This is a genomic window from Bacillus sp. B19-2 (assembly GCF_022832475.1).
Taxonomy (GTDB): domain Bacteria; phylum Bacillota; class Bacilli; order Bacillales; family Bacillaceae; genus Bacillus; species Bacillus paralicheniformis.
This window is the reverse complement of sequence record NZ_JALHKQ010000002.1, coordinates 954,826-978,040: the sequence shown is the minus strand read 5'-3', so window position 1 is coordinate 978,040 and position 23,215 is coordinate 954,826. Positions and strand designations below refer to the sequence as shown.

The following is a 23,215-nucleotide window of genomic DNA, read 5'->3' as shown; positions in this document are numbered from 1 at the left end:
TATGGAAGGACGGGAACCGATATGACGCCGCAGTAAAAATCTTCAGCTCTACCGGTTATTGTCGGTTAACGAAGGTTTATTTTTACCTGAAAAATTTTTGTAAAATAGGGATATACTGAATAAAAAGGAGAACTCGGGTGGTGACACGGTGAAAGTAACGGATCAGGAAAAAGAACAGTTAAGCACGGCGATTGATAAAATGAATGAAGGGCTTGATGCGTTCATTCTTCTCTATAACGAATCGGAAAAAGACGAGCAGCTGATCGAATTTGAAGAAGAAACGGCAGAAATGATCAGACAAGCCATTGAACAGCACGGGAAAGTAAGCACCAATCAAAAGTTAAATGCAATCATCAAAGAGATTTTATCATTTTCCCTGCGGAAAGACGGTGAAGAAGCATGAAATCAAACCGTGTATTTATCGCATGGCTGAGGTGGCCGATATATGTCCGCATCGCAATCATTATCCTTTTATTGATCATCCTTTTCGGTCAGCTGATCACCTTCGTCGAGCCGCAGCAGTTTTCAAACGTTTTTGAAGGCGTATGGTGGGCGCTGATCACCGTCTCCACAGTCGGATACGGTGATTTTGTCCCTAAAACCGCGCTCGGCAAAACCGTCGGCATGCTCCTTATTTTAATGGGGGCAGCGTTTGTCACGGCCTATTTTGCAACGATGGCGACGGCCGCTTTCAGCAAGCAGCAGCGTTACGCCGAAGGCAAGGTGAACTACAGCGGCAAGGGACATATGATCCTGATCGGCTGGAACGAGAAATCCAACAAGCTGATGAGGACGCTCCAGGCCGCCGATTCAAACAAAACGATCGTGCTCATTGATGAAACACTAAAGGAAGGCCCCCTGATGGAAAACATTCATTTTATCAGAGGACCCGCTGCGGATGATGCCACACTGCAAAAAGCGAATATTGAAGAAGCTGAAATCGTCTTTATTACCGCTGATCAGCATAAAAGCGAAATATCTGCAGACATGCAGTCAGTCTTAACATTGCTGGCTGTTAAAGGCTTGAACCCGTCGGTGTATTGCGTTGTAGAAATCTTGACGGAAAAGCAGAAAAAAAATGCCGAGCGCGCCGGAGCGAACCAGATCATCAGTACAGCGGACCTTTTAAAAACGGCGATGCTGCAGCATTTTCTCATTAAAAATCAGCTCCCTGATCCGCTTTTTAAGGAAGCTGATATTCATTTCAAAGTCCATCAGGTTCCGCTTCCGAAGACGATGGAAGGCGCGTCTTTTCAAGAAGTGATCCACCATTTCATGAAGGAAGACATTTTCATCATCGGTATTCACCAAAAAGACGGGCCTGTACTGTCTCCTTCATTTTCGTACAAGCTTCAGCCGACAGACCAGCTGCTGTCACTTTAAGAAAGAAGCGCCTTTTCGAGTTCTTTTACATACGATTGGCCAAGCTTTTCATAGACGCCGGGAATATCGGCGTCTTTTTCTTTCGGTTCGGCAAACTGGTCAAAAGATGCGCGAAAATTCCCCTGAACGACGTAGTCGTCCAGCGCTTCCTGATAGACGTGGCGAAGCAAAAACGGCGTGCCGAGCTTGACCGTCGCATTTTGCGAATCAAGCTGTCCGTCTTCCGCTTCAAACGGAATCCGCAAAAACAAGTATCCTTCCTCATCATCAATTTTATAGTCAAAAAAGCCGCGGTCATATTCCCAGCCGCCGCTGATCACATAGCCGAGAGGCTTGAGCGTCTGTTCGAGATGATAAAGAGAAAACGACCGGTTTTCCAGTTCAGAAGGTAAGCTTATCATGGCCAAAACTCCTTTTTTTCGTTTTTTATACTTCAGGGCCCTAGCGCAATTGTTTATCAGGTTCTTGCAGGTGGCCTTCAGTGATTTCCTTAAACAGATTGTCCTCCGGCTGCTGCAGGTTGTTTTGCATACGGAGGAATTTTTTATACTCTCCCATAGTAAAAGGCTTGGCATCATCCGATAACTCGTAGCCGAGCAGGCCGTTTGATTCAAGCGTTGCATTTTTCACATCGGATAATTTTGAAATCCCCTGTGTCCGGAGCCTCATTTCCAGCTGGTCGACGGTTATGCGGTGCTTTTTTAGGTTCTGCTCCTGAAGCTCACCGTTTTCGATCAATACAACGGCTTTCCCCACAATCAGGCTTTCAAAAAAATCAAACTTCATGTTAAAATACTCGATCAACAGAAGGACGATGATAAAGATCGATGCAGCTGCCACCGTTTTAAAAATGCTGTCTTCAATGATCGGCTGAACGATGATCGTTCCGATGGAAATCATGACGACGGTGGTGGCTATCGTCATCTGCGAAATTGATTTCCTTCCCGAAATTCTCAGCAGAACAATAGCCGTTAAGATGAGAAACAATGTTTCCAATACAAATGCCATAATGTCACTCCAAACCGTTTTATTTTTTAGTATGGATCAGAAGCTTGTGCGGTATGAGTATATTTGATCGAATTGGGAAAGACAAAGGTATGAGCTTATGACGGGGAGGAACTTCGATTGAGAAGAAAAAAATTAGTAACGGCTGTGATCGTATTTATTGCTACATATGCACTGTTTTCACTGGCGGGCGTTTTATTCCCTGTAGACCGGGAATGGTATGAGTCATTGAACAAACCGGATTGGACACCGTCAGGCCGTTTGATCGGAACCATCTGGAGCGTGCTGTTCGCCTTCATTTCATTAGCGGCGGCGCTCGTGTATGCTGCATATGATCTGAGAAAAGCTGCGGCGCCATTTTGGATCATGCTGATCATTAACTATATGTTTAACCAGGCATTCAGCTATTTTCAATTCACGGAAAAAAACGTACTTGCTGCCGCGGCCGACTCTTTTTTGGTGGCCATGAGCGCCCTTGCGCTCGCCATTATCGCACGGCGCATTCATAAAACAGCAGCATTTCTCTTAGTCCCTTATGTATTGTGGAGTTTTTTCGCCACTTATCTCGCGTTTACGATTTACGGGATGAATCATTAGGTTAAAAAGCCCCGCCGGCTATGGCCGTGTTAAAATAAGGTGAACAGCTGCCTTAGAAGGGGGATCGGAATGGAATGAAACACTACTTTCTTCAAACAAAACGCATCGGCTTTTCTTTATGGACGAAAGAGAATTTGAATTTGGCAAAGACATTGTGGGGAAATCGAGATGTGGCCAAATATCTGACAGCAAACGGAATCATGACCGATAGCGAAATAAGAAACCGTTTGCTGCTGGAGATCGAACAATACAAAACACACGGTGTGCAATACTTCCCGACATTTAAAACAGGAAACAACGAATTCATCGGATGCTGCGGACTTCGCCCCTATGACCCGGAAAATGAGGTGTACGAGCTTGGTTTTCATCTCGTCCGTTCGGCTTGGGGTAAAGGTTATGCATCTGAAGCGGCTGAGGCCATGATTGAATACGCATTTAACAAAATCCGGGCAAAAAAGCTGTTTGCGGGACATCACCCTGAAAATACAGCTTCACGAAAACGATTGGAAAAATTAGGATTCTCCTACACACATGACGAATTTTATCCGTCTACCGGACTTCAACATCCGTCATACGAATTAAAACAGCCTCCGGGACAATAAGTCCGGAGGCTGTTTTTTCGTTTATTGATCCAAACGTTTCTCAAGCTCTGCTTTTTTCTCTTCGAAGCCAGGCTTGCCGAGGAGGGCGAACATATTGACTTTGTACGCTTCCACTCCAGGCTGGTCAAACGGGTTGACGCCGAGCAGGTATCCGCTCATTGCGCAGGCTTTTTCAAAGAAGTACACGAGGTAGCCGAACGTGTAAGCGTTCATTTCAGGTACGTTCACGATCAGGTTCGGCACATTACCGTCCGTGTGCGCGAGCATTGTGCCTTGGAACGCTTTTTTATTGACGAAGTCGACCGTTTTGCCGGCAAGGTAGTTCAAGCCGTCAAGATCATTGTCCGCTTCTTCGATTGTCAGCTCGTGTCTTGGCTTTTCAACGTTCAGCACTGTTTCGAACATATCTCTTCTTCCTTCTTGTACGTATTGTCCAAGAGAGTGAAGATCAGTCGAGAAGTTGGCTGAAGAAGGATAAATGCCTTTTTCGTCTTTTCCTTCACTTTCACCAAAGAGCTGCTTCCACCATTCTGCGAAGTACTGAAGGCCCGGCTCGTAGTTGATCAGCATTTCAATCGTTTTTCCTTTGTTATAAAGGACGTTTCTGACGACCGCGTATTGGTAAGCCGGATTGTCTTCAAGCTCTGATGTGGAGAAGTCTTTGCTCGCATCGCGGGCGCCCTTCATCATTTCATCGATATCGGCTCCGCTGACTGCGATTGGAAGCAAGCCGACCGCTGTGAGCACAGAAAAGCGGCCCCCGACATCGTCAGGAATGATAAATGATTCAAAGCCTTCCTCATTAGCAAGCGTTTTTAATGCGCCCCGCTCTTTATCAGTTGTTGCATAAATGCGGCGTTTCGCTTCTTCTTTTCCATACTTTTCTTCAAGAAGCTTGCGGAAGATCCGGAAAGCAATCGCCGGTTCTGTCGTTGTCCCTGATTTAGAAATCACATTGATTGAAAAGTCAGCATCTTCAAGAAGATCCATCACGTCTCTCATGTAAGAAGAGCTGATGTTATTGCCGATGAAAATCACTTGCGGCGTTTTCCGTTTTTCTTTCGGCAGCACATTGTAAAATGAATGATTCAGCATTTCAATCGCCGCTCTTGCGCCGAGATATGAACCGCCGATTCCGACAACCAGCAAAACATCGGAATCATTTTGAATTTTTTCAGCGCATTTTTTAATGCGGGCGAATTCTTCTTTGTCATAGTCAGTCGGAAGATCCACCCATCCTAAAAAGTCGCTGCCCGCACCTGTTTTTTCGTGAATGGTATGGTGGGCGACTTTCACGAAGTCACGCAAATATGTAAGTTCATGTTCTTTAAAGAATGGCAATGCTCTTGAGTAGTCAAAACGGACATGCGTCATATTATTAAACCTCCAGTACTAGCTGTTTTCTTTCAAATATCCGCCAGCGCTTTCATTTTCATGAGAGTGCGGGCCAAAGGATTTTAAAACATGTCGATTTTCGGCGACAGCCTCTTCCCTTTTCACTTTATATGAACTCCTTCGTTAAATCAAGTGACGAAAAAAAGGAGGATCGGGGCTGGTGCGCCAGAAATGCATGTTTTTCAGCCGCCACCCGCAGTTTTGTCAAAAAGATAACAAATAAACAACGGCTCAAGGTATGGCGGTCCTCCTTGAGCCGTCAAGAAGTCTTATAAAGAAGCCTTCAAAATAGACAGAACATCGTCTTTATTCAACGTTTTAAAGCGGCCGAATTCGCCGTTTGCCATCGCTTTGTCGGCAATCAGATCCAGCTTCTCATCTGTGATGTCATAGTCGGCTAGACGATTTGGCGCGCCAAGGCTGGTCCAGAATTCAGACAGCTTCTCGATTCCGATAAGCGCCACTTCACGATCGGTTTTTCCTGTATCATCTATGTCAAAAACGCGGACGGCAAGCTGTTTAAAGCGGCCGACATTCTCGGAAAGCGTGTGCTTCATCCAATTCGGGAACAGGATCGCAAGCCCTCCCGCATGCGGAATATCGTAGACGGCTGAAACAGCGTGCTCGATATTGTGCGTCGCCCAGTCTCCGCGCGCGCCCATTGATAGCATGCCGTTCAGCGCAATGGTGCCTGTATAGAGAATCGTTTCGCGCAGCTCATAGTTTTCAAGGTCTTCAATGAGCTTAGGAGCTGTTTCAATCACCGTTTTGAGCAGGGATTCGCACATCCGGTCCTGATAAGGGGTATTTTCGGTATGGTGAAAATATTGCTCAAACACGTGGGACATCATGTCGACAATGCCGTAAATCGTGTGGTCTTTCGGTACGGTAAATGTGTTGACAGGATCAAGAATTGAAAATTTAGGGAAGACGAGCGGGCTTCCCCAGCCGTATTTTTCATTGGTTTCCCAATTTGTGATCACAGATCCCGAGTTCATTTCCGATCCTGTCGCTGCCAACGTTAAAACCGTTCCAAACGGCAGCGCATCAGCCGGAATATGTTTTTTTGTCACAATATCCCACGCATCTCCGTCGTATTTTGCTCCGGCGGCGATCGCTTTCGTACAATCGATGACGCTTCCGCCGCCGACTGCCAATAGAAAGTCAATATCGTTCTCTTTGCATATCGCGACTCCCTTATTCACAGTGGCAACACGCGGGTTCGGTTCGACGCCGGGCAGTTCATGGACGGTTGCACCCGCTTTTTCAAGGATTGAAATGACTTGATCGTATAAACCGTTTCGTTTAATGCTGCCTCCGCCGTATACGAGCAGGACATTGCGGCCGTAATGTTTCACCTCTTCTGCCAGCTTTTCAACTTCTCCCCGGCCGAATATCAGCTTCGTGGGATTCCAATATGTAAAATTATCCATCTGTATCTCCTCCTTTATTTACTATTATGGAAAACCGCAGAACGCTCTGTAAAGCGATCTGCTCCTCAGGCGTATAATGTTTCCAAATCCGTCGCAATCTATAAATGTGAAATATAGGACTTCAAAAAGGAGGAAAAACAAATGAATGCACTTCAACGTATTGCATTGGTATTAACGATCATTGGAGCAATCAATTGGGGACTGATAGGATTTTTTCAATTTGACTTGGTTGCAGCCATTTTTGGCGGTCAAGGATCCGCTTTAGCCCGGACCGTTTACGCACTTGTCGGAATCGCAGGTCTGATCAACCTCGGACTTTTATTTAAACCGGCTGAAGAGACTGCTGGCGAAGACGCCAAGCAGCCGGAAATGCGATAAAAAAACTCCGGCTTTGGCCGGAGTTTTTCAATTACTTCTTAATAAGATCTTTTCTGTTGGACTGCTCGATCCACTCTTCAAGTTTGTCTTTCAACGTGTTGAATCCTTGTGGAGCAGCTGTATCTTCGGCTTGAACAGCCTTTTGTCTTCTAGGCTTGCTTTCTTTTCGTTCAGGAGCTGCCTGTGTAGCGCGGATAGAAAGGCTGATTTTGCCTTTTTCCTCATCTACAGAAAGAACCTTCACTTGCACCTCATCACCGATCGCCAAGTGCTCATTAATATCTTTAACGAAACCGTGTGTTACTTCAGAAATATGCACGAGTCCCTGTGTTTCTTCATCTAATGCAACAAACGCTCCGTACGCCTGTAATCCAGTCACTTTTCCAGTGTAAACACTGCCTACTTCAAATTTTGCTGTCATAACTAACAACTCCTAAATCATATGAATTTAACTCTTTTTATACGCAATAAAAAATTATATCATATAAGTCTTTATTAAGCAAAAAAACTTTTTTTATCATTGTATGTTTAAAACCGAGATAAAAGGGGAATACTAAAGAACAACTAAGGCTTTCTAGTATTCCCCCCTTATGTTGATGCGGACCTTTTAGGTGCGCATTTTTTTATTGATCTGCGCCGGTCTTCTGGACAAAGCGTTTCATTCTGACGAGCGCTTCCTGAAGCTGCTCAAGCGAGGAAGCGTAGGAACATCTGATATAGCCTTCGCCGCTCGGCCCGAAAACATTGCCCGGGACGACGGCGACTTTTTCTGTGATGAGAAGCTCCTCAGCAAACTGCTCTGAGCTCATGCCCGTTTTTTTAACGGACGGAAACGCGTAAAAAGCGCCCCCCGGCTGATGGCAGTCAAGCCCGATTTCGTTTAGTGAATCCACAAACACATTCCTTCGGCGGCGGTAGCTTTTTTTCATCTTTTCGACGTCTTCGAGACCGTTTTTAAGGGCTTCCTCCGCCGCAAATTGAGCCATGCTCGGCGCGCACATCATCGAGTACTGGTGAATTTTCAGCATAGGGTCCCTTAAATATGCAGGAGCTGCGACATATCCAAGGCGCCAGCCTGTCATGGCAAACCCTTTCGAAAAACCCGATATCAATATCGTCCGTTTTTTCATTCCGGCGATTTCCGCAAAGCTTGTATACGCTTCATCATATGTCAGCTCGGCGTATATTTCATCTGCTATTACAATCAGGTCATGCTTTTCAGCAAAAGCCGCGATCTCTTCCAGTTCTTTTTTTGAATAAACAGAGCCTGTCGGGTTAGACGGGGTGCAAAGAATAATGGCCTTCGTACGTTCAGTCAGAACGGCTTCAAAATCGGCTGCGCTCGCTTTAAATCCGCGCGCTGCGTTCGTGTGAATGTGAACCGCTTTTCCCCCCGCCAAAGAAACAAGCGCTTCATAAGCGACAAAACAAGGCTCGGGAATCAGCACTTCTTCTCCTGGATCAAGGATCGCCCTGACCGCAATATCAAGCGCCTGGCTTGCTCCGACTGTGACAATCAGCTCGTCCTCAGGAGCATAATCCAGATGAAAGCGTTTATTCAGATAAGCGCTGATCTCTTTCCGCAAAGAAAGAAGACCAGCGTTTGCCGTATATGACGTGTAGCCCTGTTCAAGGGAAAGGATGCTCGCTTCCCTGACATTCCACGCCGTTACAAAATCGGGCTCTCCGACGCCCAATGAAATCACGCCTTCCATTGTGGACGCAAGATCAAAAAATTTGCGGATGCCCGACGGTTTGATTTGCTGGGCTGCTTTAGAAATATAAGTTGTCCTCATTTAAGGAGACACCACGATTCTTTTGTCATCATCACCGGAGTCAAACACTTTACCGTCATGCTTGTATTTCTTTAAAATAAAGTGGGTGGTTGTCGACACGACCGATTCGAGCGTCGATAATTTTTCGGACACGAAATGCGAAATATCCGACATCGTTCTGCCGCGGATGACAACCGACAGATCATATACGCCTGACATCAAGTAAACGGATTCAACTTCCTGAAAACGATAAATCCGCTCGGCCACTTCGTCAAATCCGACGCCGCGCTTCGGCGTTACTTTCACATCGATCATCGCTGTCACGCCTTCATGGCCGTCGACTTTTCGCCAGTCGATCATTGCCGAATAGTCGATGATGACCTTTTCTTTTTCAAGCTTTTCGATAATCGCTTTTGTTTCTTCCTGTGAAATGTTCGCCATTTTAGCAATGGTTTCAGGTTCGAGGCGGCTGTTTTCCTCTAATATTTCCAATATTTCTGTTTCTTTTTCTGTTAGCTTCATCTCGTTATCACACCTTTTATATGTCAAGAAATCTTCTGAATATTATAGCACGTTTTTGAACGAATGTAAGGCGGTAAAAAAAGCGAAATCAAAGCGTGAAAAATTTTTTTTCGGGTACGATAAATAACGTACTCAGAACTTAGGCGACAACATGCAGCCAGATTGTTTGAACATGAAAGAAAAACATTCGGAGTGATTTGGATCATGCTGTTAACAAAACCTTCTATTGAGACCATTCAAGGGGTCAAAATATATTATGAGCATTACGAGAATCCGGGCAGGACATCGCTCGTTTTAATACACGGCTTTCTTTCTTCCTCGTTTTGCTACAGAAAAATCATTCCTCTTCTGAAGGATGAGTTTAATTTAGTCGCCGTTGACCTGCCTCCCTTCGGCCAATCAGAAAAATCCAGCACCTTTGTGTATACCTATCAAAACATGGCCAGGGTGGTCATCGAACTGATCGAAAGGCTGAAGATTAATGACGCCGTGCTTGTCGGGCATTCGATGGGCGGCCAGATTTCACTTTATGCGATAAAGGAAAGGCCTGAACTGTTCAAAAAAGTCGTCCTGTTGTGCAGCTCAGGCTATTTAAAGCGTTCGCCCCGCTCGCTCATTTTCGGGAGCCATATTCCTTATTTTTATTTGTACATCAAGCGCTGGCTGTCAAAACAAGGCGTGCTGAAAAATCTCATGAATGTTGTCTACGACAGCTCTCTGATCGATCAGGAAATGATCAACGGTTACCTGAAACCGTTTCTCGACGATCAAATTTTCAGAGCGCTCGCGCGTCTCATCAGACACCGGGAAGGCGATTTATTACCGGACGATTTGAAGAAAATCGAGACGCCCTCCCTCTTAATCTGGGGCGAAGAGGACCGCGTCGTCCCGGTACAGATCGGAAAAAGGCTTCATCAGGATCTGCCCAATTCCATTTTCTATTCCCTGCGGGATACCGGACACCTCGTCCCCGAAGAAAATCCGGATTATGTATCAGACAAAATTGCCAATTTCATTTTGACATGAATATAAAAAACCGCCGATTGGCGGTTTTTAAATTCTGATCAGCACGAACTGCTGTCTTTGATCGCAAGGAGCCGTTCAGCCAGCTGTTTGCATTTTGCCAGCGGCAGCGTCTGATCAAATGATACTTCAAAAACGGACTGGATCGCTTCGCCCAGCCGCTCTGCATCGTTTTCCGTGTAGACGGCCTGAACGATCTCGGCCGCTTCCGTTTCATAAAAATCGGGTCCGGCTTGAAACGGATCCCATTCCTTTATGATGTGGATGATTTGTGCTGCTGCCTGACTTTCTTTCATCATGATCACCGCTTCATTGTAATGTTTCAAAAGCTATTGTATCATAACGCGCCGGCTTGTCGATAAGGAAAGCACCAGGCTATCGGCCGGCTTTTCTCCGCTTCCTCCGCCAGGCGGTCAGCAGCAGCCCGATGCCGTTGACGAGAATCAATCCGAAGACGGTATTTCCGAGGGGCGCCCAGCCGTTTTCCCCCGTCAGCATCACTGACAGCACGACCTTGCCGATCAGCGTCACATTCAATACCGCAAGTCCCCACCCTAAGGAGCGCTTCCAAAATGCCGCGCCAATCAACACGAGAAACCCCATCATAAAAGCGAGCGTGAGCACGGCAGAAAGCGGGTTGGACAAAAGCTTCAGCTCGTAATCCAAAACAGCCTGCATCTCCGGATTGATCCGCTCTGGGACGGGAAACCAAACCATGCTGCTTGTCATCAGCAAAAAAGTAACGATGACGCCTTTCCAAGTCCGCCTATAGCAAAAATACGCAAGCGCCACGAGAAAGACCGGGCGGATATACCAGCTCATAGGGTTGAGATGACGCTGAAAAGCCCACTCTAGCATGCTGCTCCATTCCATCGGATGCCACTCCCTTTATTTTATAAAAGCTTTCATGGTTAAAACATTGCAATCTATCCTTTTCACAGTTAATGTATAACATATGAAAAAGACATGAGGTGAGATCATGGATTTTAATACAGAGCATAACAGACGCGGGACCCAGTCTGTGAAGTGGGACTTAACAAAGGAATTATTCGGTGTAGATGACGCGCTTCCAATGTGGGTGGCTGATATGGATTTCCGCGCCCCCCAGCCCGTTATTGACGCTCTTCAGCAGCGCTTGGAGCACGGGGTTTTCGGCTATACATCTGCAAGCGCGGGCACGAACGAAGCTGTCACCGATTGGCTCAGCCGCCGGCACGGATGGAATACTGAACCGGCGTTTATTACTTTCAGCCCGGGCATTGTAACAGCGCTAGCCCAAGCGGTGCAGGCGTACACAGAGCCCGGCGAGCGGGTGGTCGTACAGCCGCCTGTATATACGCCGTTCTTTGATATAGTTGAAAAAAACGGACGGGTTGTGTTACACAATCCATTAATCGAAAAAGACGGCCGCTATGAAATGGATTTTTCCGACCTTGAAAAAAAGCTTGGGGAACCGGATGTGAAGATGTTCATTCTTTGCAATCCGCACAATCCTTCCGGACGTTCATGGTCGAAAGAAGAGCTGACAACGCTGGGCGAACTCTGCCTTAAACACGGTGTCACAGTTGTTTCCGACGAAATCCATTCAGACCTGATGCTGAACGGACTGAACCATACGCCGTTCGCCTCTTTATCTCCGGAATTCGCGGACATTTCGATCACATGCATTGCACCGAGCAAAACGTTTAATTTGGCCGGGTTGCAGGCCTCAGCCATCATCATACCCGACAAGGCGAAGAGAACCGCCTTTGCAAAGGTTATGCAGCGTCAGGGACTGCATTCTTTAAATACATTTGCAGTTGCAGCAATCGAAGCGGCCTATTCAAAAGGCGAACCGTGGCTCGATCAGCTTATCCCTTACATCGAACGAAATATGGAAGAAGTCCGCCGCTTTTTGGCAGAGGAGCTGCCCGAGGTCCGCATGATGGAGCCAGACGCCTCTTACTTGGCATGGCTTGACTGCCGCAAGCTCGGATTGACGGATCAGGACATCAAACGGCTTCTCCTTCATAAAGGAAAGCTGATTCTAGAGCCGGGACCGAAGTACGGACCGGGCGGAGAAGGATTCGTCAGAATGAATGTCGGATGTTCGCTCTCTGTTGTAAAAGACGGGCTCAGACGTCTGAAGACCGCTTTTTCATAAGCGTTCCCGGGCGCTTCTAAGAGCGCTTGTGGATGGTTTCATTCAATTCTCTTTCCAGCTTTTCCGCTTTTTCAGCTTCTTTTTTGGAATGCTTGATGATCAGCCTGAATACAACAATCGCGATGATAAAGAAAACGGCCAGCGTAATAAAAGAAGGGATATATTCTCTTTTGTCTTCAGGAAAATAGAGCATAAACTGAATCAGAAACGGCGCCATTTTTCTTCCTCCCTGAAATGATTTTTTTACCATTTATTTATTATGATACCATTAGGAGGCAGATGCAGTGAACAACCAATTTCAAGTCGGAGATCGTGTAAAGGGCTTTTATAAGACAGGCGTCTACATCGGCGAAATTACGGATGTTAAACCGATGCACTACCTTGTCAAAATCCTCGCCGTGCTGACCCACCCGAAGCAAGGCGATCTTCATCATCCCAATCAGGCAGACGTCCCTTTTTTTCATGAACGAAAAGCGCTCGCTTTCGGTGAACAGACAAATATTCAGCACCGCATGGTGAAGCCGTTCGATGAAGCTGTACCGGATTATGCGGATTCGCTCCGCTTAGCTTTGAGCCGCTTAAAAACGGATCTGCAAAACGATTCGTCCGAATACGCGGCAAAATCGCTTGAGCTTATACATGCGCTTGAAAATGAATATTTCCCGCACAAATAACCCAATCTGTTTGCCAGATTGGGTTATTTATGTGGCGTGCGGAAAGACTTTTGAAAGGTCAACCCGTTCGCCGATCGTCGTCGGTTTGGGATTTTCCAAATACTTCTTATCCCGTTCTACGAGCCGAAACAGCTTATACGTTGTCATCGCGTCGTCAAGCGCTTTATGCTGTTTTCCCGTTCCTGAATCGCCGTACTCTTCCGCTGCTTTCCACAAATTCGTCAATGTTTTGTCGCCAAAGAATTCCTTGTACTCCATGGAAAGATCCCTCATCTCTCCTTTAAACGGAAACGGAACATGGTTGAACATGCAATTTTGCTTCAGCACTTTCATATCCATGTTTCCCCATGTAATGATGGCGCTGTTTTGGTCAGGATCAAGCTCCCGCAGCTTTTCAATCAGCGCGTTAAACGTGATGCCTTGGTCAACCTGTTCCTGCGTAATGCTGAGAAATTTTTTGCAGCGCCTCGTTAACTTAGGGAACTTCTTCGGCTTAATATAGCTTGAAAATGTCTCAACCACCTCATCATGAACCGTCTTTACAATCCCTGCTTCTATGATTTCCGGGAAAAAATTTTGCGGGTGATACTTTCCCTCAGGCATTGTAAATTCAAAATCAATAATCAGTAAGGTGCTCGCTTCCAACTTTCACACCTGCCTTTCTATCTCAATATAAAAAACTTATGGATGTAGCGCAGCGGATTGAAATCGTCCAAGCCTAAGATCTTCTGAATGTTTTCCAAAGTACGTTCATATTTCTCTTATTATATCATTATATTTCTATATTTAAGGTTTTAATTTCTGAAAATGTTGAAAATTCATTTAAATACCCAATTATCGTTATTCCAATGAGCAGCGATTCCATGCAGCTTCCACATTTCATTTATAATGAAGGAAATTCAAATTTTTTAAGAAGGTGATTCGCATCTCTGTTTATAAGAAAAACCTTGTGATCATGTGGTTCGCGAATTTTTTCGTGGCCGCAAGTTCCACAATGGTTCTGCCGTTTCTTTCCCTCTATATTGAAACGCTCGGCAACTATTCTGACGGATTTACGGCAAAATGGAGCGGATACGTTTTCGGCGTCACATTTTTGATGGCCTTTTTGATTTCTCCTTTTTGGGGAAGGTTCGGCGATAAACACGGTTATAAAAAAATCCTCTTGATCACGGGCACCGGCATCGGCACTTGCATTCTTCTCATGTCCCTTGTTTCTTCCGTATACGAACTGTTTTTTTTAAGAATGGCGATGGGGCTCGTCACCGGGTTCATTCCCACTTCCCTTGCCATGATATCGGCTCAGACGCCGAAAAAAACGGCTGGCAAAGTGCTCGGCACGCTGCAGATGGGCACGGTCTCAGGAGGGTTATTCGGCCCCTTGCTCGGCGGTCTGCTCGCCGATCGCGTCGGTTTTACATATACGTTTTTCATTACGGCATTTGCCATTTACAGCGCCGTTTTCCTCGTGTTTGCCGGAGTGCGTGAACGTCCTTTGAAGCCGAAGCGCGATGCCTCCGCCGGGTACACGAGAAAGCAGGTGCTGCAGACGATTCTGCACCAGCGCCCGCTGATTACGGCGATGATCCTCACCGCTGTCATTCAAGTGGGAAACTTCAGTGTTCAGCCGCTGCTCGCCTTATATGTCAGCGAGCTGCACGGAACTGACAATCTCGCATTTTTCTCAGGGCTGGCTTTTTCTGCAACAGGCCTTGGAAGCCTTCTCGCCGCGAGAAAATGGGGCGCCTTAGGCGACCGGTTCGGCCACGGAAAAATATTGATGATTCTCGCGCTGGCTGCCGCGGTTTGCGTTATTCCGCAAGGACTTACATCTCAGTATGAAATGCTTGTGTTCTTCCGCTTTCTGTTCGGAATCGCGCTTGGCGGGATGATTCCCTGCATCACCGCATTAATCCGAGTTGAATCTCCGGGGCCTATTCAAGGGGAAGTGCTTGGCTATAATGTTAGTTTCAGATTTTTGGGCAATGTCATCGGTCCGGTGCTCGGCGGCGTTCTTTCCAGCTTTTTCGGTATTTCTTCCGCTTTTTACGCAACTGCCGTCCTCTTTTTCGGCGGAGCATGCCTTCTGATGTTCCAAAGGTCCCAGCAAAAAAAATCAGAGGCAAAAGCAAGCTGAAATCGGATAAAAAACTGCCAATCTATCAAATTATCCTTCTCGATATCGAAAAAGAATGGTACGATATGGCTAGAATTTAGCGAAAAGAGAGTGACAAAGTTGCGTTCATTTTTTGGATGGATTGTTCTGTTGATGTTAATTCCTATATTTGTCTTTACCTTAATGGCCTCCGGCCGGGAAGCTCAAGTTATGAAGCCTCTCGATCAGGTGCTCGATGAGAAGATCAATATAAAAGATATCGGCCTTGTACAAAACAGCTACATGTATGACAGGGACGGCGCCCTGATTTCCGAAATCGTTTCAGATCACCAAAACCGGGTATTTGTCCCCTATAAAAATATCCCTGAGCATGTGAAGCAGCTGTTTCTGACTTCAGAGGATCGTCATTTCTTTCAGCATAAAGGCTTTGATTTTATCGGGATGGCCCGGGCCGCCGCAGCCAATGTCAAAAAAGGCGGCATTGATCAGGGGGCCAGCACGATTACACAGCAGCTTTCGAGAAACTTGTATTTGAACCATGAACGAACCTTCGACCGCAAGTTCACAGAGCTCTTGTATTCCTATCAGCTGGAAAAAAAGCTTTCAAAAGAAGAAATTTTCGAGAAATATTTAAACACGATCTATTTTAATCATGGGGTCTACGGAATTGGATCCGCGTCTTCTTTCTATTTCAGCAAGCCTTTGAAATCTCTTAACCTTGCCGAAACGGCGTTTATTTGCGCGATCCCTAATAACCCTACATTATATGATCCTTTGAAACATTTTGACTACACAAAAACCCGCCAAAAGCGGCTGCTTGAAGGGCTGAAAAAAGCGGGCGTGATCACGGAAAAAGACTACAGCAAAGCCGTAAAGCAAAAAATTACGCTTAATGTGAAAGAAAAGAAAGACGCTTATCCCGACTATACGACTTATGTCAACGAGGAATTCACCAAATTGGTGTCTGCTTCGGAAGGGTTTGACGAACGGCTGAAAAAGGCAAAAACAAAAGAAGAAAAGAAAAAAATCGAAAAAGAGCTGTCTAACCGCATCAGCTCCCTCACGACCAGCGGAATCAAAATTTATACGGCGCTCGATACCGGGATGCAAAACCGGGTCGTCCAGCAAGTAAAGAATCGCCTTCCTTATGAAGGCGTGCAAGGCGGAGCGGTGGTGATCAACCACCAAACCCATCAAATCGTCGCCATGTCCGGCGGGAAAAACTATAAGAAATACGATTATAACCTGGCATTCCAAGCTTACAGGCAGCCGGGGTCATCGATTAAACCGCTCCTTGACTACGGGCCGTACATTGAAGAAACGGGGGCAACGGCAGGCAGCATGATTGACGCAAGCAAATTTTGCAGCAAGGAATACTGTCCAAACAATTTCAACGAAAGAACATACGGAACCGTGTCGATCAAGACAGCCTTCAAAAATTCGTATAATACACCGGCCGTACGAATGCTGAACCGGGTCGGCGTGCAAAAAGGATTCAGCTATTTAAAACCGTTCGGATTTGATAAAATCGTTCAAAACGACTACCGTCTTCCTGCTGCACTGGGCGGATTCACATGGGGCTTCTCACCGCTGGAGATGGCCGATGCCTATACGACCTTCGGCAATAACGGCAGCTACACGTCCAGCCATGCCATCACAAAGGTGACGGACTTAAAAGGCAAAACGCTTTACAAATGGAAAGACAAACCGCAGCAAGTATTCAGCACGCGGACAAACAATCAAATGCGCGAGCTCTTATCAGCGGTTGTCAAAGAAGGAACCGGGAAAAAAGCGAATTTCAGCGGCGGATATGTAGGAGGCAAAACCGGAACATCCAACGGATACAGAGACCTTTGGTTTGTCGGATTGACGGATACGTACACAATGAGTGTATGGGTCGGAAAAGAGGCAAAAGGCAATGTCGAGTACCTGCATCACGCGGGACCTCAGCTTTTAATCTGGAGAGGAACGCTTGCATACGCATCTTAAATAAAAAGGGGTGGATGAAAGTGGCGGATATGCCTGAGCGAATCGTTCTGTTTGACGGCGTGTGCAACTTTTGCGACGGAGCCGTTCAATTCATTATCAAACATGATCCTGAAGGCTTATTCTCATTCGCTTCCCTGCAATCTGACGCCGGAGGGAAGCTGCTCAAGCAATATCAGCTCCCCTCCGATCATTTTGACAGCTTTATTTTGATCGAAAACGGACGGGTATATCAGAAATCAACGGCGGCCTTGCACGTGGTGAAAAGCCTTCCCGGTCTTTGGCGGGCCGCTTCCGCCCTCTTGATCATTCCCAGACCGCTCCGGGACGCCGTCTACAGCGTGATTGCGAAAAACCGTTACAAATGGTTTGGGCAAAAAAGCGAGTGCACCCTTCCCGGTCCTGAGATCAGAAAACGATTTTTGTCATAAAAAAACCGGAGCCGCCGGACAAATGTCCGCGCTCCGGTTTTTTGCATGGCTCAAACGGGCAGGCTCGCCATGACGCTGTTATACAGCTTGATGACGATATACACCGTGCCGATTAAAAACGTAAACCAAAACAGCAGCTCAAACATAATAAAGCCGATTAATGACATAAATGAAAGCGTGCTGTGGATCGCATAAACGATAAAAATTAAATATACGAGTGTTGCGAGTAAAAAAAGCGCTGCAATTCCAGCGGCATATTGGACAAAAATAAAGGATAAAAGGCTTGCTCCCAGATACACGGCAGAACCGATCCTGATTTTCCTCAGGTTCGCTCCTTCAGGATCTTTGGCGAAAAATAAGAGGGCGAGCTCTGTCACTGTATTGGCAATCAGCTTCAAAGCGGAAAATACCATGAAAAAAATCAGCGTAAACACAGCAAACAAAGCCATCCGGATGCCGCTCTCAGAGAAAAATTCGAGCATTCCTTTGTAAATGCCGAGAGAAGACAGCATCCCCATGGCATAGATAACGGAAGAAATCGCAAGAGATGAACTGAAAAGAAGAATTGCGATAAAAGGAAAAAAGCCTGTTACATACGTATTTTTCATAAAAAAAGTCCCTTTCTGATATGTTCCTCATTCATTATGTACGACTTATGACCTGTTGACAAGAATATTTTCCATATTTTTAATTCCTGCTGTTGCGGCAGAAAGGTGCAGGATTCTTCACAAATTCGCCATTTACTTGTAAAGTATTATGTGTTGACTAATCAATAGATCGCGAGGAATCGCCGTTGAAAAAAACATTAAAACTGCAGACACGATTAACGATATTTGTCTGCGTCGTCGTTTTGATTTCTTTATTGATCGCGTTTTTTATGGTCGGGTCCGAGACCGCAAGGAACATTCGGGAGCAGGAACAGCAGATTGCCCTGCAGACGGCGGAGATGGTCTCCGAGGCTCCGATTACGGCGCAATCGCTGGAAAGCGGCGAATACGATGAGCTCCGAAAATACACCGCCCGCGTTCAAAAAATCACCGAGACCGAATTCGTCGTGGTTATGGATATGAACAGCATCCGTAAAACCCACCCGGATCCGAATAAAATCGGAAAGAAATTTGCCGGCGGGGACGAAAAAGAAGTGCTGAAGGGCCGCCGCCACATTAGTACGGCAAAAGGCACGCTCGGTGAATCATTGAGGGCTTTTGTTCCCATCTATAATAAAACGGGCACCCAGATCGGAGCGGTAGCGGTCGGGATCACCCTTAACGAGATTGAGCAGATCACCCAGCAAAATCTCCGCCCTTTATATACGGTGATCATCCTCAGCATCTTCGCCGGAATCATCGGAGCTGTTATCGTGGCGAGGAAAGTAAAAACGATTATGTTCGGTATGGAACCGTATGAAATTGCAACGCTTTTGAATGAACGAAGCGCAATGCTTGAGTCGACAAAAGAAGGGATACTCGCCGTTGACCGAACAGGAAAAATCAAGCTCGCCAACGCGGAAGCGAAGCGCCTGTTTCATAAAATGGGGATTGAAGAGAATCCGATTAACCGGGATGTCACAGATATCTTGCCAAACAACCGCCTGAAACAAGTGATCGATACCCAGAAGCCCGTTCTGGACCGCGACGTTAGAATCAACGGGCTTGAACTTGTCTTTAATGAAGTTCCGATCCACTTAAAAAAGGGAAACATCGTCGGAGCGATTGCCACATTCCGCGACAAAACCGAAGTGAAGCACTTAGCTGAGCAGCTGTCCGGTGTTAAAATGTACGCAAACGCGCTCAGGGCGCAGTCGCACGAGTTTATGAACAAGCTCCACGTGATTCTCGGTCTCGTTCAATTAAAGAACTACGACGAGCTTGGAAACTATATTAAAGACATTGCGATCTATCAGCAGTCTGAAGCGAGCGAAATTATCAACCATATTAAAAACTCGGTACTCGCCGGCTTTTTGCTCGGCAAGCAGAGTTATATCCGGGAACAGGGGGCCTCGCTGGAGGTTCATTGCAGCACGAGGATTCCGGATACAGCCAACACAGCGGTGATACACGATTTAATCACCGTTATCGGGAACCTTCTCAACAATGCCCTTGATGCCGTTTCCGCAACTGAGAAGAAAAATATTTCGATTTCATTCCGCCACCATGACGGACAGCTTGACATTGAAGTCACGGATACGGGAGTCGGCATATCCAAGGAGGAACAGCAGAAAATGTTTGATCAAGGCTTTTCAACAAAGGGCTCCAACCGGGGGTTCGGGCTTTATTTCGTCGAACAAAGTCTTGAAAATTTAAATGGACATATCATCGTGACAAGCGAAAAGAATGAAGGAACGACATTCAGTCTCCGCATTCCGTATGAACCAAAGGAGGATGACCATGATTGATGTATTAATTGTTGAAGATGACCCGATGGTAAGAGAGCTGAATAAACGTTACCTCGGCCAGGTAGAGGGATTTCAGCTGAAGGGAATTGCCGCTTCTTTTCAAGAGGCTCTCACCTTCCTCCGGGAAGAGCACATCGATCTGATCCTGCTCGATATTTATATGCCGGGCAGGAACGGCGTCGAGCTGCTCACTGAGATCAGACGTCAGAATCAAGCTGTCGACGTGATTGTCATCTCAGCGGCCAGTGAAATGGATGTTGTTCAAAAAACGCTGCGGTTCGGGGCTGTCGATTACTTAATTAAGCCGTTCGAATTTGAGCGGTTTCAAAGCGCCCTCACCGATTACAAACGGAAGCAGCAGCTTTATGCAAGCAACCGGAATATCAGCCAAAAAGAGCTGGATTTCGAACTTTTTCAAAAAAAACGCGCGCCCGAAAAGATGCATTTGCCAAAAGGGCTGACCAAAAGCACGCTGAATCTCATTTGGACAAGCATCAGATCGTTTGACAGCTTGACGTTCACAACGGAAGATCTGGCCAATCACACGGAAATCTCTCAAGTTTCAATCCGCAAATACTTAAAGTTTCTGGAGGAAATCGAAGTTCTCAACGTAGAAATGGCCTACGGGACGATCGGCAGACCGGTTTTCCAATATAAATTAAATACAAATGACTTGAACGTGATTAACCAATATCTATAACATGTCCCCTCCCCGCCCGCTGCTTCCTAAAGACAGCGGGCGGTTTTTTGTGACGGTCACGCTTGACTTCCCGCATGCCGCCGTTACCGGACCAGGATTTATCGCGCTCGCTGCGCTTAGGTTCGGAAAATGGAACCCGATCGAATCCGCTCTGTTCTTCGGCTTCACTCAAAGCTATAAACAGCATCGGGTCCACGCTTCCCTTCTTTAAAGAAATATCAAGCGTGCGCCTTGCGTTTGATCATTCCCGCGCTGACCGGATTTATCGGCAGAGGCAAACGGCATCCCTTATATTAAAGGAAAACGACAACCGAACGATAGAATAAGAGAGCGGTTTGCTCTCTTATTCTTTTTTTGTTACCTTAACAAAATATAAATTTTTTTGACGCCGCCAGTGTCTTTACCACTTTTATGGTATGATGAAAAAGTCTGGTTATCAATCATTTCAGGAATTTTATTGCAGACAGGAAGCAAATCGTATACAATTTAATATTGTTTAATTTCTATATAAAACGTTTTTATTTAAAGGATGCGAAAACATTGAATAAATCAGTCATACCTTGTTTAATTACGATTGGAAACTTTGTTTCGGGCATCTCTTCAATATTGCTTGCATTCAGAGGGTATTTATTCTTAGCCATTATATTTGTTTTGATCGGCGCTATCTTGGACAGCCTTGACGGCATGGCCGCGCGCAAATTAAATGCCGTCAGCCCGTTTGGAAAAGAATTGGATTCTTTGTCTGATATTATCACTTTCGGAGTCGCCCCGGCCATCATCACCTATTCAATCGTTTTTTATGATGCTCCGATCTTAGGCCTTCCTTCGACATTGTTATTCCCTGTTTGCGGAGCGCTTCGGCTGGCGCGATTTAATATTCAATCAGAGAACCAGGATTATTTTACAGGCCTTCCGATCACCGCAGCCGGAACAATTCTGGTTTGCTTAAACCTTTTATCAGAGATCCTTGGCAAAAAGCCGTACATTTTGATTATGCTGTTCCTGTCCTTTCTCATGGTCAGCAAAATCAAAGTCATCAGCTTGAAGGGGAAAAAACTATTGAAGAAAGTGAGCTAGTTTTTCATGGAGTTGGCAAAAGAATTGATTTCCCAATACGGGTATTTTGCGATATTCGGGATGCTTGTTCTCGGAATTGTAGGCCTGCCGATACCCGATGAAGTCATGATGACATTTGTCGGTTATCTGTCTTCTATTCATCTATTAAACTATGAGATGTCTCTTTTGATCAGTTTTTCAGGTGCGGTATCAGGGATGCTCATCAGTTACTTTCTAGGGAAGAAAATCGGTAAACCGCTGCTCGATAAGTTCGGGAAATGGATCGGTCTGACGCCGAAAAGACTGGACACCGTGCACCGCTGGTTTGAAAAATACGGCCCGTGGACGATTCTTTTCGGCTACTTTGTTCCCGGAATCCGCCATGTGACATGCTATCTGTCCGGCATGAACGAGATGGACATGAAAAGGTTCCTGATTTATGCCGGATCAGGGGCTTTTATTTGGTGTCTCGTTTTTATTACGATCGGATACACAATCGGCGTGATTTAAATACCGCTTGCATCCCGCGTGATCAGTAAAGGAGTGAACAGCTTGAAAAAGCGGCTTTACCGGTTTTTGATCGAGTTGACGAATAAAAAGGGCGTGTCCCGGATGCTGAAAAAGTTTGCTCAGTCAAAGCTCAGCAAACCTCTCATCCCCTCCTATATCAAAACCTTTCATATCAATACAGAAGAGATGCTGGAAGATGTCCGCTCTTTTAACAGCCTGCACGAGCTGTTCATCAGAAAATTAAAGAGCGGTGCACGCCCCCTTCCCGCTGATCCAAACAGCCTGGTCAGCCCTGTGGACGGAGTCATCGAAGAAATGGGCGCCATCACCCGTGACAAGCAATTTACCGTCAAACAAAAGCTCTATTCCGTAGAAGAAATGATTGGACGATCCGAGATCGTGAACCGCTATATCGGCGGAACCTATATCATTATCTATTTAAGCCCGAGGGACTACCACAGAATTCACAGCCCGGCTGACGGTACACTTGAAACGCAATATTCGCTGGGAAGCACGTCTTACCCCGTGAATCAAATCGGTTTGACCTACGGGAAATCGCCGCTGACAAAAAACTACCGGATGATTTCCGAATTTAAGCACCAATATGGGTCCGCCCTGCTTGTGAAGGTCGGAGCGATGTATATTAACTCGATCGTAATGCTTCAGGAGTCAAAAGAATGGCGCCAAGGCGACGAAATCGCATATTTCTCTTTCGGTTCGACCGTTATTCTGCTGTTTGAAAAGGATACCTTTATTCCTGATGAGCGCCTTCACCCCTCTCTTCAAGTGAAAATGGGAGAGGCGTTAGGATCTCTCGCCAAAAGAAAATCATAATGCAAACCCCCGAAAACAGCTTCGGGGGTTTCAGATTGTTGACAAAATCCCAAAACAGCTCTTAGTTTTGGGATTTTGTCATCCTTTCAGCGTGATTGAAAACCCTTGCAGTCTAGGAAGGCCGAGCATCGGAGCGGAGCGAATGTTGGAATTCGTGAGCACCGACGCGCAGGCCTGACAACGAATGCGAGGGTTTGTCGACACGCTGAAACCCCCGAAAACAGCTTCGGGGTTTTTTTAATTGCTGCTTTAAAAAAGCT

General features: G+C 46.1%; 28 protein-coding genes and 1 pseudogene. 17 read left to right on the top strand and 12 right to left on the bottom strand.

The window, feature by feature from the left end:
- Positions 1 to 148: 148 nt before the first annotated feature.
- The gene (locus tag MST20_RS12115; RefSeq protein ID WP_003184771.1) at positions 149 to 403 is read left to right on the top strand and encodes a protein mistic; all 255 of its coding nucleotides are present in this window, start codon (positions 149 to 151) and stop codon (positions 401 to 403) included.
- Positions 400 to 1,383 (top strand): potassium channel family protein, encoded by a 984-nt coding sequence (locus tag MST20_RS12110; protein WP_243942405.1) that lies wholly within the window; start codon positions 400 to 402, stop codon positions 1,381 to 1,383. Before MST20_RS12115 ends, MST20_RS12110 begins: the two co-directional genes overlap by 4 nt.
- Here the strand turns inward: MST20_RS12110 and MST20_RS12105 are convergent.
- Positions 1,380 to 1,784, bottom strand: a complete 405-nt coding sequence (locus tag MST20_RS12105) for a YugN-like family protein (protein WP_020452758.1) — start codon at positions 1,782 to 1,784, stop codon at positions 1,380 to 1,382. The genes MST20_RS12110 and MST20_RS12105 overlap by 4 nt on opposite strands.
- A 40-nt stretch (positions 1,785 to 1,824) precedes the next feature.
- Positions 1,825 to 2,391, bottom strand: coding sequence for a DUF421 domain-containing protein (locus MST20_RS12100; RefSeq protein WP_243942403.1), 567 nt, complete (start codon positions 2,389 to 2,391; stop codon positions 1,825 to 1,827).
- A 117-nt stretch (positions 2,392 to 2,508) separates the two neighbouring features.
- On the opposite strand from MST20_RS12100, the gene MST20_RS12095 reads away from it, so the two are divergent.
- Entirely contained in the window at positions 2,509 to 2,985 is a 477-nt protein-coding gene (locus MST20_RS12095) for a TspO/MBR family protein (RefSeq protein WP_243942401.1), read from the top strand.
- Between the two features lie 74 nt (positions 2,986 to 3,059).
- Positions 3,060 to 3,587, top strand: a complete 528-nt coding sequence (locus MST20_RS12090; RefSeq protein WP_243942398.1) for a GNAT family N-acetyltransferase — start codon at positions 3,060 to 3,062, stop codon at positions 3,585 to 3,587.
- Between the two features lie 21 nt (positions 3,588 to 3,608).
- Here the strand turns inward: MST20_RS12090 and MST20_RS12085 are convergent, their stop codons facing one another.
- A complete protein-coding gene (locus tag MST20_RS12085) occupies positions 3,609 to 4,961 on the bottom strand; it encodes a glucose-6-phosphate isomerase (RefSeq protein WP_020452762.1) in 1,353 nt (450 codons plus the stop codon).
- 290 nt (positions 4,962 to 5,251) lie between these two features.
- Positions 5,252 to 6,415 (bottom strand): iron-containing alcohol dehydrogenase, encoded by a 1,164-nt coding sequence (locus MST20_RS12080; protein ID WP_243942396.1) that lies wholly within the window; start codon positions 6,413 to 6,415, stop codon positions 5,252 to 5,254.
- 141 nt (positions 6,416 to 6,556) lie between these two features.
- Between MST20_RS12080 and MST20_RS12075 the strand changes: the two genes are divergently transcribed.
- Positions 6,557 to 6,793, top strand: a complete 237-nt coding sequence (locus MST20_RS12075; protein ID WP_003184789.1) for a DUF378 domain-containing protein — start codon at positions 6,557 to 6,559, stop codon at positions 6,791 to 6,793.
- 31 nt (positions 6,794 to 6,824) lie between these two features.
- On the opposite strand, the gene yugI is transcribed toward MST20_RS12075, so the two are convergent.
- From yugI to MST20_RS12060, 3 genes are all read right to left on the bottom strand, one after another.
- A complete protein-coding gene (gene yugI / locus MST20_RS12070) occupies positions 6,825 to 7,214 on the bottom strand; it encodes a S1 domain-containing post-transcriptional regulator GSP13 (RefSeq protein ID WP_020452765.1) in 390 nt (129 codons plus the stop codon).
- A 202-nt stretch (positions 7,215 to 7,416) separates the two neighbouring features.
- Positions 7,417 to 8,589 (bottom strand): aminotransferase, encoded by a 1,173-nt coding sequence (locus tag MST20_RS12065; RefSeq protein ID WP_243942394.1) that lies wholly within the window; start codon positions 8,587 to 8,589, stop codon positions 7,417 to 7,419.
- On the bottom strand, positions 8,590 to 9,090 hold the full coding sequence (locus MST20_RS12060) for an Lrp/AsnC family transcriptional regulator (protein ID WP_003184796.1): 501 nt from the start codon (positions 9,088 to 9,090) through the stop codon (positions 8,590 to 8,592). It abuts the gene before it with no gap.
- 204 nt (positions 9,091 to 9,294) lie between these two features.
- Here MST20_RS12060 and MST20_RS12055 point away from each other — a divergent pair, with 204 nt between their 5' ends.
- Positions 9,295 to 10,116: an alpha/beta hydrolase gene (locus MST20_RS12055; protein ID WP_243942392.1), complete on the top strand. Its 822-nt coding sequence runs from the start codon at positions 9,295 to 9,297 to the stop codon at positions 10,114 to 10,116.
- A 38-nt stretch (positions 10,117 to 10,154) separates the two neighbouring features.
- On the opposite strand, the gene MST20_RS12050 is transcribed toward MST20_RS12055, so the two are convergent.
- Positions 10,155 to 10,409: a DUF1871 family protein gene (locus tag MST20_RS12050; RefSeq protein WP_023856137.1), complete on the bottom strand. Its 255-nt coding sequence runs from the start codon at positions 10,407 to 10,409 to the stop codon at positions 10,155 to 10,157.
- A 79-nt stretch (positions 10,410 to 10,488) separates the two neighbouring features.
- Positions 10,489 to 10,986: a hypothetical protein gene (locus MST20_RS12045; protein WP_243942390.1), complete on the bottom strand. Its 498-nt coding sequence runs from the start codon at positions 10,984 to 10,986 to the stop codon at positions 10,489 to 10,491.
- A gap of 106 nt (positions 10,987 to 11,092) precedes the next feature.
- On the opposite strand from MST20_RS12045, the gene MST20_RS12040 reads away from it, so the two are divergent.
- The gene (locus MST20_RS12040; RefSeq protein WP_243942388.1) at positions 11,093 to 12,256 is read left to right on the top strand and encodes a MalY/PatB family protein; all 1,164 of its coding nucleotides are present in this window, start codon (positions 11,093 to 11,095) and stop codon (positions 12,254 to 12,256) included.
- A 16-nt stretch (positions 12,257 to 12,272) separates the two neighbouring features.
- On the opposite strand, the gene MST20_RS12035 is transcribed toward MST20_RS12040, so the two are convergent.
- Positions 12,273 to 12,473 carry a hypothetical protein gene (locus tag MST20_RS12035; protein WP_020452772.1) on the bottom strand — a complete coding sequence of 67 codons (201 nt, stop codon included), beginning with the start codon at positions 12,471 to 12,473 and terminating at the stop codon, positions 12,273 to 12,275.
- A 67-nt stretch (positions 12,474 to 12,540) separates the two neighbouring features.
- On the opposite strand from MST20_RS12035, the gene kapB reads away from it, so the two are divergent.
- Complete coding sequence (gene kapB, locus MST20_RS12030) at positions 12,541 to 12,930, top strand: kinase-associated lipoprotein KapB (protein ID WP_243942386.1); 390 nt, start codon at positions 12,541 to 12,543, stop codon at positions 12,928 to 12,930.
- A 27-nt stretch (positions 12,931 to 12,957) separates the two neighbouring features.
- On the opposite strand, the gene kapD is transcribed toward kapB, so the two are convergent.
- Positions 12,958 to 13,575: a 3'-5' exonuclease KapD gene (gene kapD, locus MST20_RS12025; protein ID WP_243942384.1), complete on the bottom strand. Its 618-nt coding sequence runs from the start codon at positions 13,573 to 13,575 to the stop codon at positions 12,958 to 12,960.
- 310 nt (positions 13,576 to 13,885) lie between these two features.
- Here kapD and MST20_RS12020 point away from each other — a divergent pair, with 310 nt between their 5' ends.
- The 3 genes from MST20_RS12020 (at position 13,886) to MST20_RS12010 (ending at position 17,460) form a co-directional block, all read left to right on the top strand.
- Positions 13,886 to 15,064 carry an MFS transporter gene (locus tag MST20_RS12020; protein WP_243942580.1) on the top strand — a complete coding sequence of 393 codons (1,179 nt, stop codon included), beginning with the start codon at positions 13,886 to 13,888 and terminating at the stop codon, positions 15,062 to 15,064.
- 132 nt (positions 15,065 to 15,196) lie between these two features.
- Entirely contained in the window at positions 15,197 to 17,032 is a 1,836-nt protein-coding gene (locus MST20_RS12015; protein ID WP_279600024.1) for a transglycosylase domain-containing protein, read from the top strand.
- Between the two features lie 14 nt (positions 17,033 to 17,046).
- Positions 17,047 to 17,460 carry a thiol-disulfide oxidoreductase DCC family protein gene (locus tag MST20_RS12010; protein ID WP_243942380.1) on the top strand — a complete coding sequence of 138 codons (414 nt, stop codon included), beginning with the start codon at positions 17,047 to 17,049 and terminating at the stop codon, positions 17,458 to 17,460.
- 50 nt (positions 17,461 to 17,510) lie between these two features.
- Here the strand turns inward: MST20_RS12010 and MST20_RS12005 are convergent, their stop codons facing one another.
- A complete protein-coding gene (locus tag MST20_RS12005; protein ID WP_243942377.1) occupies positions 17,511 to 18,068 on the bottom strand; it encodes a YufK family protein in 558 nt (185 codons plus the stop codon).
- A gap of 185 nt (positions 18,069 to 18,253) precedes the next feature.
- Here MST20_RS12005 and malK point away from each other — a divergent pair, with 185 nt between their 5' ends.
- The 6 genes and pseudogenes from malK to MST20_RS11975 all read left to right on the top strand — a co-directional run bounded on the left by malK (position 18,254) and on the right by MST20_RS11975 (position 22,955).
- Positions 18,254 to 19,855, top strand: coding sequence for a malate sensor histidine kinase MalK (gene malK / locus MST20_RS12000; RefSeq protein WP_243942375.1), 1,602 nt, complete (start codon positions 18,254 to 18,256; stop codon positions 19,853 to 19,855).
- The gene (locus tag MST20_RS11995) at positions 19,848 to 20,555 is read left to right on the top strand and encodes a response regulator (RefSeq protein ID WP_243942373.1); all 708 of its coding nucleotides are present in this window, start codon (positions 19,848 to 19,850) and stop codon (positions 20,553 to 20,555) included. Before malK ends, MST20_RS11995 begins: the two co-directional genes overlap by 8 nt.
- A gap of 37 nt (positions 20,556 to 20,592) precedes the next feature.
- Positions 20,593 to 20,862 (top strand): annotated as a pseudogene (locus tag MST20_RS11990) (ABC transporter permease); the annotation flags it as partial.
- Between the two features lie 233 nt (positions 20,863 to 21,095).
- On the top strand, positions 21,096 to 21,632 hold the full coding sequence (gene pssA, locus MST20_RS11985) for a CDP-diacylglycerol--serine O-phosphatidyltransferase (RefSeq protein ID WP_243942371.1): 537 nt from the start codon (positions 21,096 to 21,098) through the stop codon (positions 21,630 to 21,632).
- Positions 21,633 to 21,638: 6 nt separating this feature from the next.
- Entirely contained in the window at positions 21,639 to 22,121 is a 483-nt protein-coding gene (locus MST20_RS11980; protein WP_075751269.1) for a DedA family protein, read from the top strand.
- Positions 22,122 to 22,163: 42 nt separating this feature from the next.
- Positions 22,164 to 22,955, top strand: coding sequence for a phosphatidylserine decarboxylase (locus tag MST20_RS11975; RefSeq protein ID WP_243942369.1), 792 nt, complete (start codon positions 22,164 to 22,166; stop codon positions 22,953 to 22,955).
- The last annotated feature ends 260 nt before the right edge of the window (positions 22,956 to 23,215 follow it).

Bases quoted from the DNA above. Each gene is read 5' to 3' on its own strand.
- MST20_RS12110 (WP_243942405.1), top strand. From the start codon at position 400: ATGAAATCAAACCGTGTATTTATCGCATGGCTGAGGTGGCCGATATAT.
- MST20_RS12105 (WP_020452758.1), bottom strand. From the start codon at position 1,784: ATGATAAGCTTACCTTCTGAACTGGAAAACCGGTCGTTTTCTCTTTAT.
- MST20_RS12100 (WP_243942403.1), bottom strand. From the start codon at position 2,391: ATGGCATTTGTATTGGAAACATTGTTTCTCATCTTAACGGCTATTGTT.
- MST20_RS12090 (WP_243942398.1), top strand. From the start codon at position 3,060: ATGAAACACTACTTTCTTCAAACAAAACGCATCGGCTTTTCTTTATGG.
- MST20_RS12085 (WP_020452762.1), bottom strand. From the start codon at position 4,961: ATGACGCATGTCCGTTTTGACTACTCAAGAGCATTGCCATTCTTTAAA.
- MST20_RS12080 (WP_243942396.1), bottom strand. From the start codon at position 6,415: ATGGATAATTTTACATATTGGAATCCCACGAAGCTGATATTCGGCCGG.
- MST20_RS12075 (WP_003184789.1), top strand. From the start codon at position 6,557: ATGAATGCACTTCAACGTATTGCATTGGTATTAACGATCATTGGAGCA.
- yugI (WP_020452765.1), bottom strand. From the start codon at position 7,214: ATGACAGCAAAATTTGAAGTAGGCAGTGTTTACACTGGAAAAGTGACT.
- MST20_RS12065 (WP_243942394.1), bottom strand. From the start codon at position 8,589: ATGAGGACAACTTATATTTCTAAAGCAGCCCAGCAAATCAAACCGTCG.
- MST20_RS12060 (WP_003184796.1), bottom strand. From the start codon at position 9,090: ATGAAGCTAACAGAAAAAGAAACAGAAATATTGGAAATATTAGAGGAA.
- MST20_RS12055 (WP_243942392.1), top strand. From the start codon at position 9,295: ATGCTGTTAACAAAACCTTCTATTGAGACCATTCAAGGGGTCAAAATA.
- MST20_RS12050 (WP_023856137.1), bottom strand. From the start codon at position 10,409: ATGAAAGAAAGTCAGGCAGCAGCACAAATCATCCACATCATAAAGGAA.
- MST20_RS12045 (WP_243942390.1), bottom strand. From the start codon at position 10,986: ATGGAATGGAGCAGCATGCTAGAGTGGGCTTTTCAGCGTCATCTCAAC.
- MST20_RS12040 (WP_243942388.1), top strand. From the start codon at position 11,093: ATGGATTTTAATACAGAGCATAACAGACGCGGGACCCAGTCTGTGAAG.
- MST20_RS12035 (WP_020452772.1), bottom strand. From the start codon at position 12,473: ATGGCGCCGTTTCTGATTCAGTTTATGCTCTATTTTCCTGAAGACAAA.
- MST20_RS12020 (WP_243942580.1), top strand. From the start codon at position 13,886: ATGTGGTTCGCGAATTTTTTCGTGGCCGCAAGTTCCACAATGGTTCTG.
- MST20_RS12015 (WP_279600024.1), top strand. From the start codon at position 15,197: ATGTTAATTCCTATATTTGTCTTTACCTTAATGGCCTCCGGCCGGGAA.
- MST20_RS12010 (WP_243942380.1), top strand. From the start codon at position 17,047: ATGAAAGTGGCGGATATGCCTGAGCGAATCGTTCTGTTTGACGGCGTG.
- MST20_RS12005 (WP_243942377.1), bottom strand. From the start codon at position 18,068: ATGAAAAATACGTATGTAACAGGCTTTTTTCCTTTTATCGCAATTCTT.
- MST20_RS11995 (WP_243942373.1), top strand. From the start codon at position 19,848: ATGATTGATGTATTAATTGTTGAAGATGACCCGATGGTAAGAGAGCTG.
- MST20_RS11980 (WP_075751269.1), top strand. From the start codon at position 21,639: ATGGAGTTGGCAAAAGAATTGATTTCCCAATACGGGTATTTTGCGATA.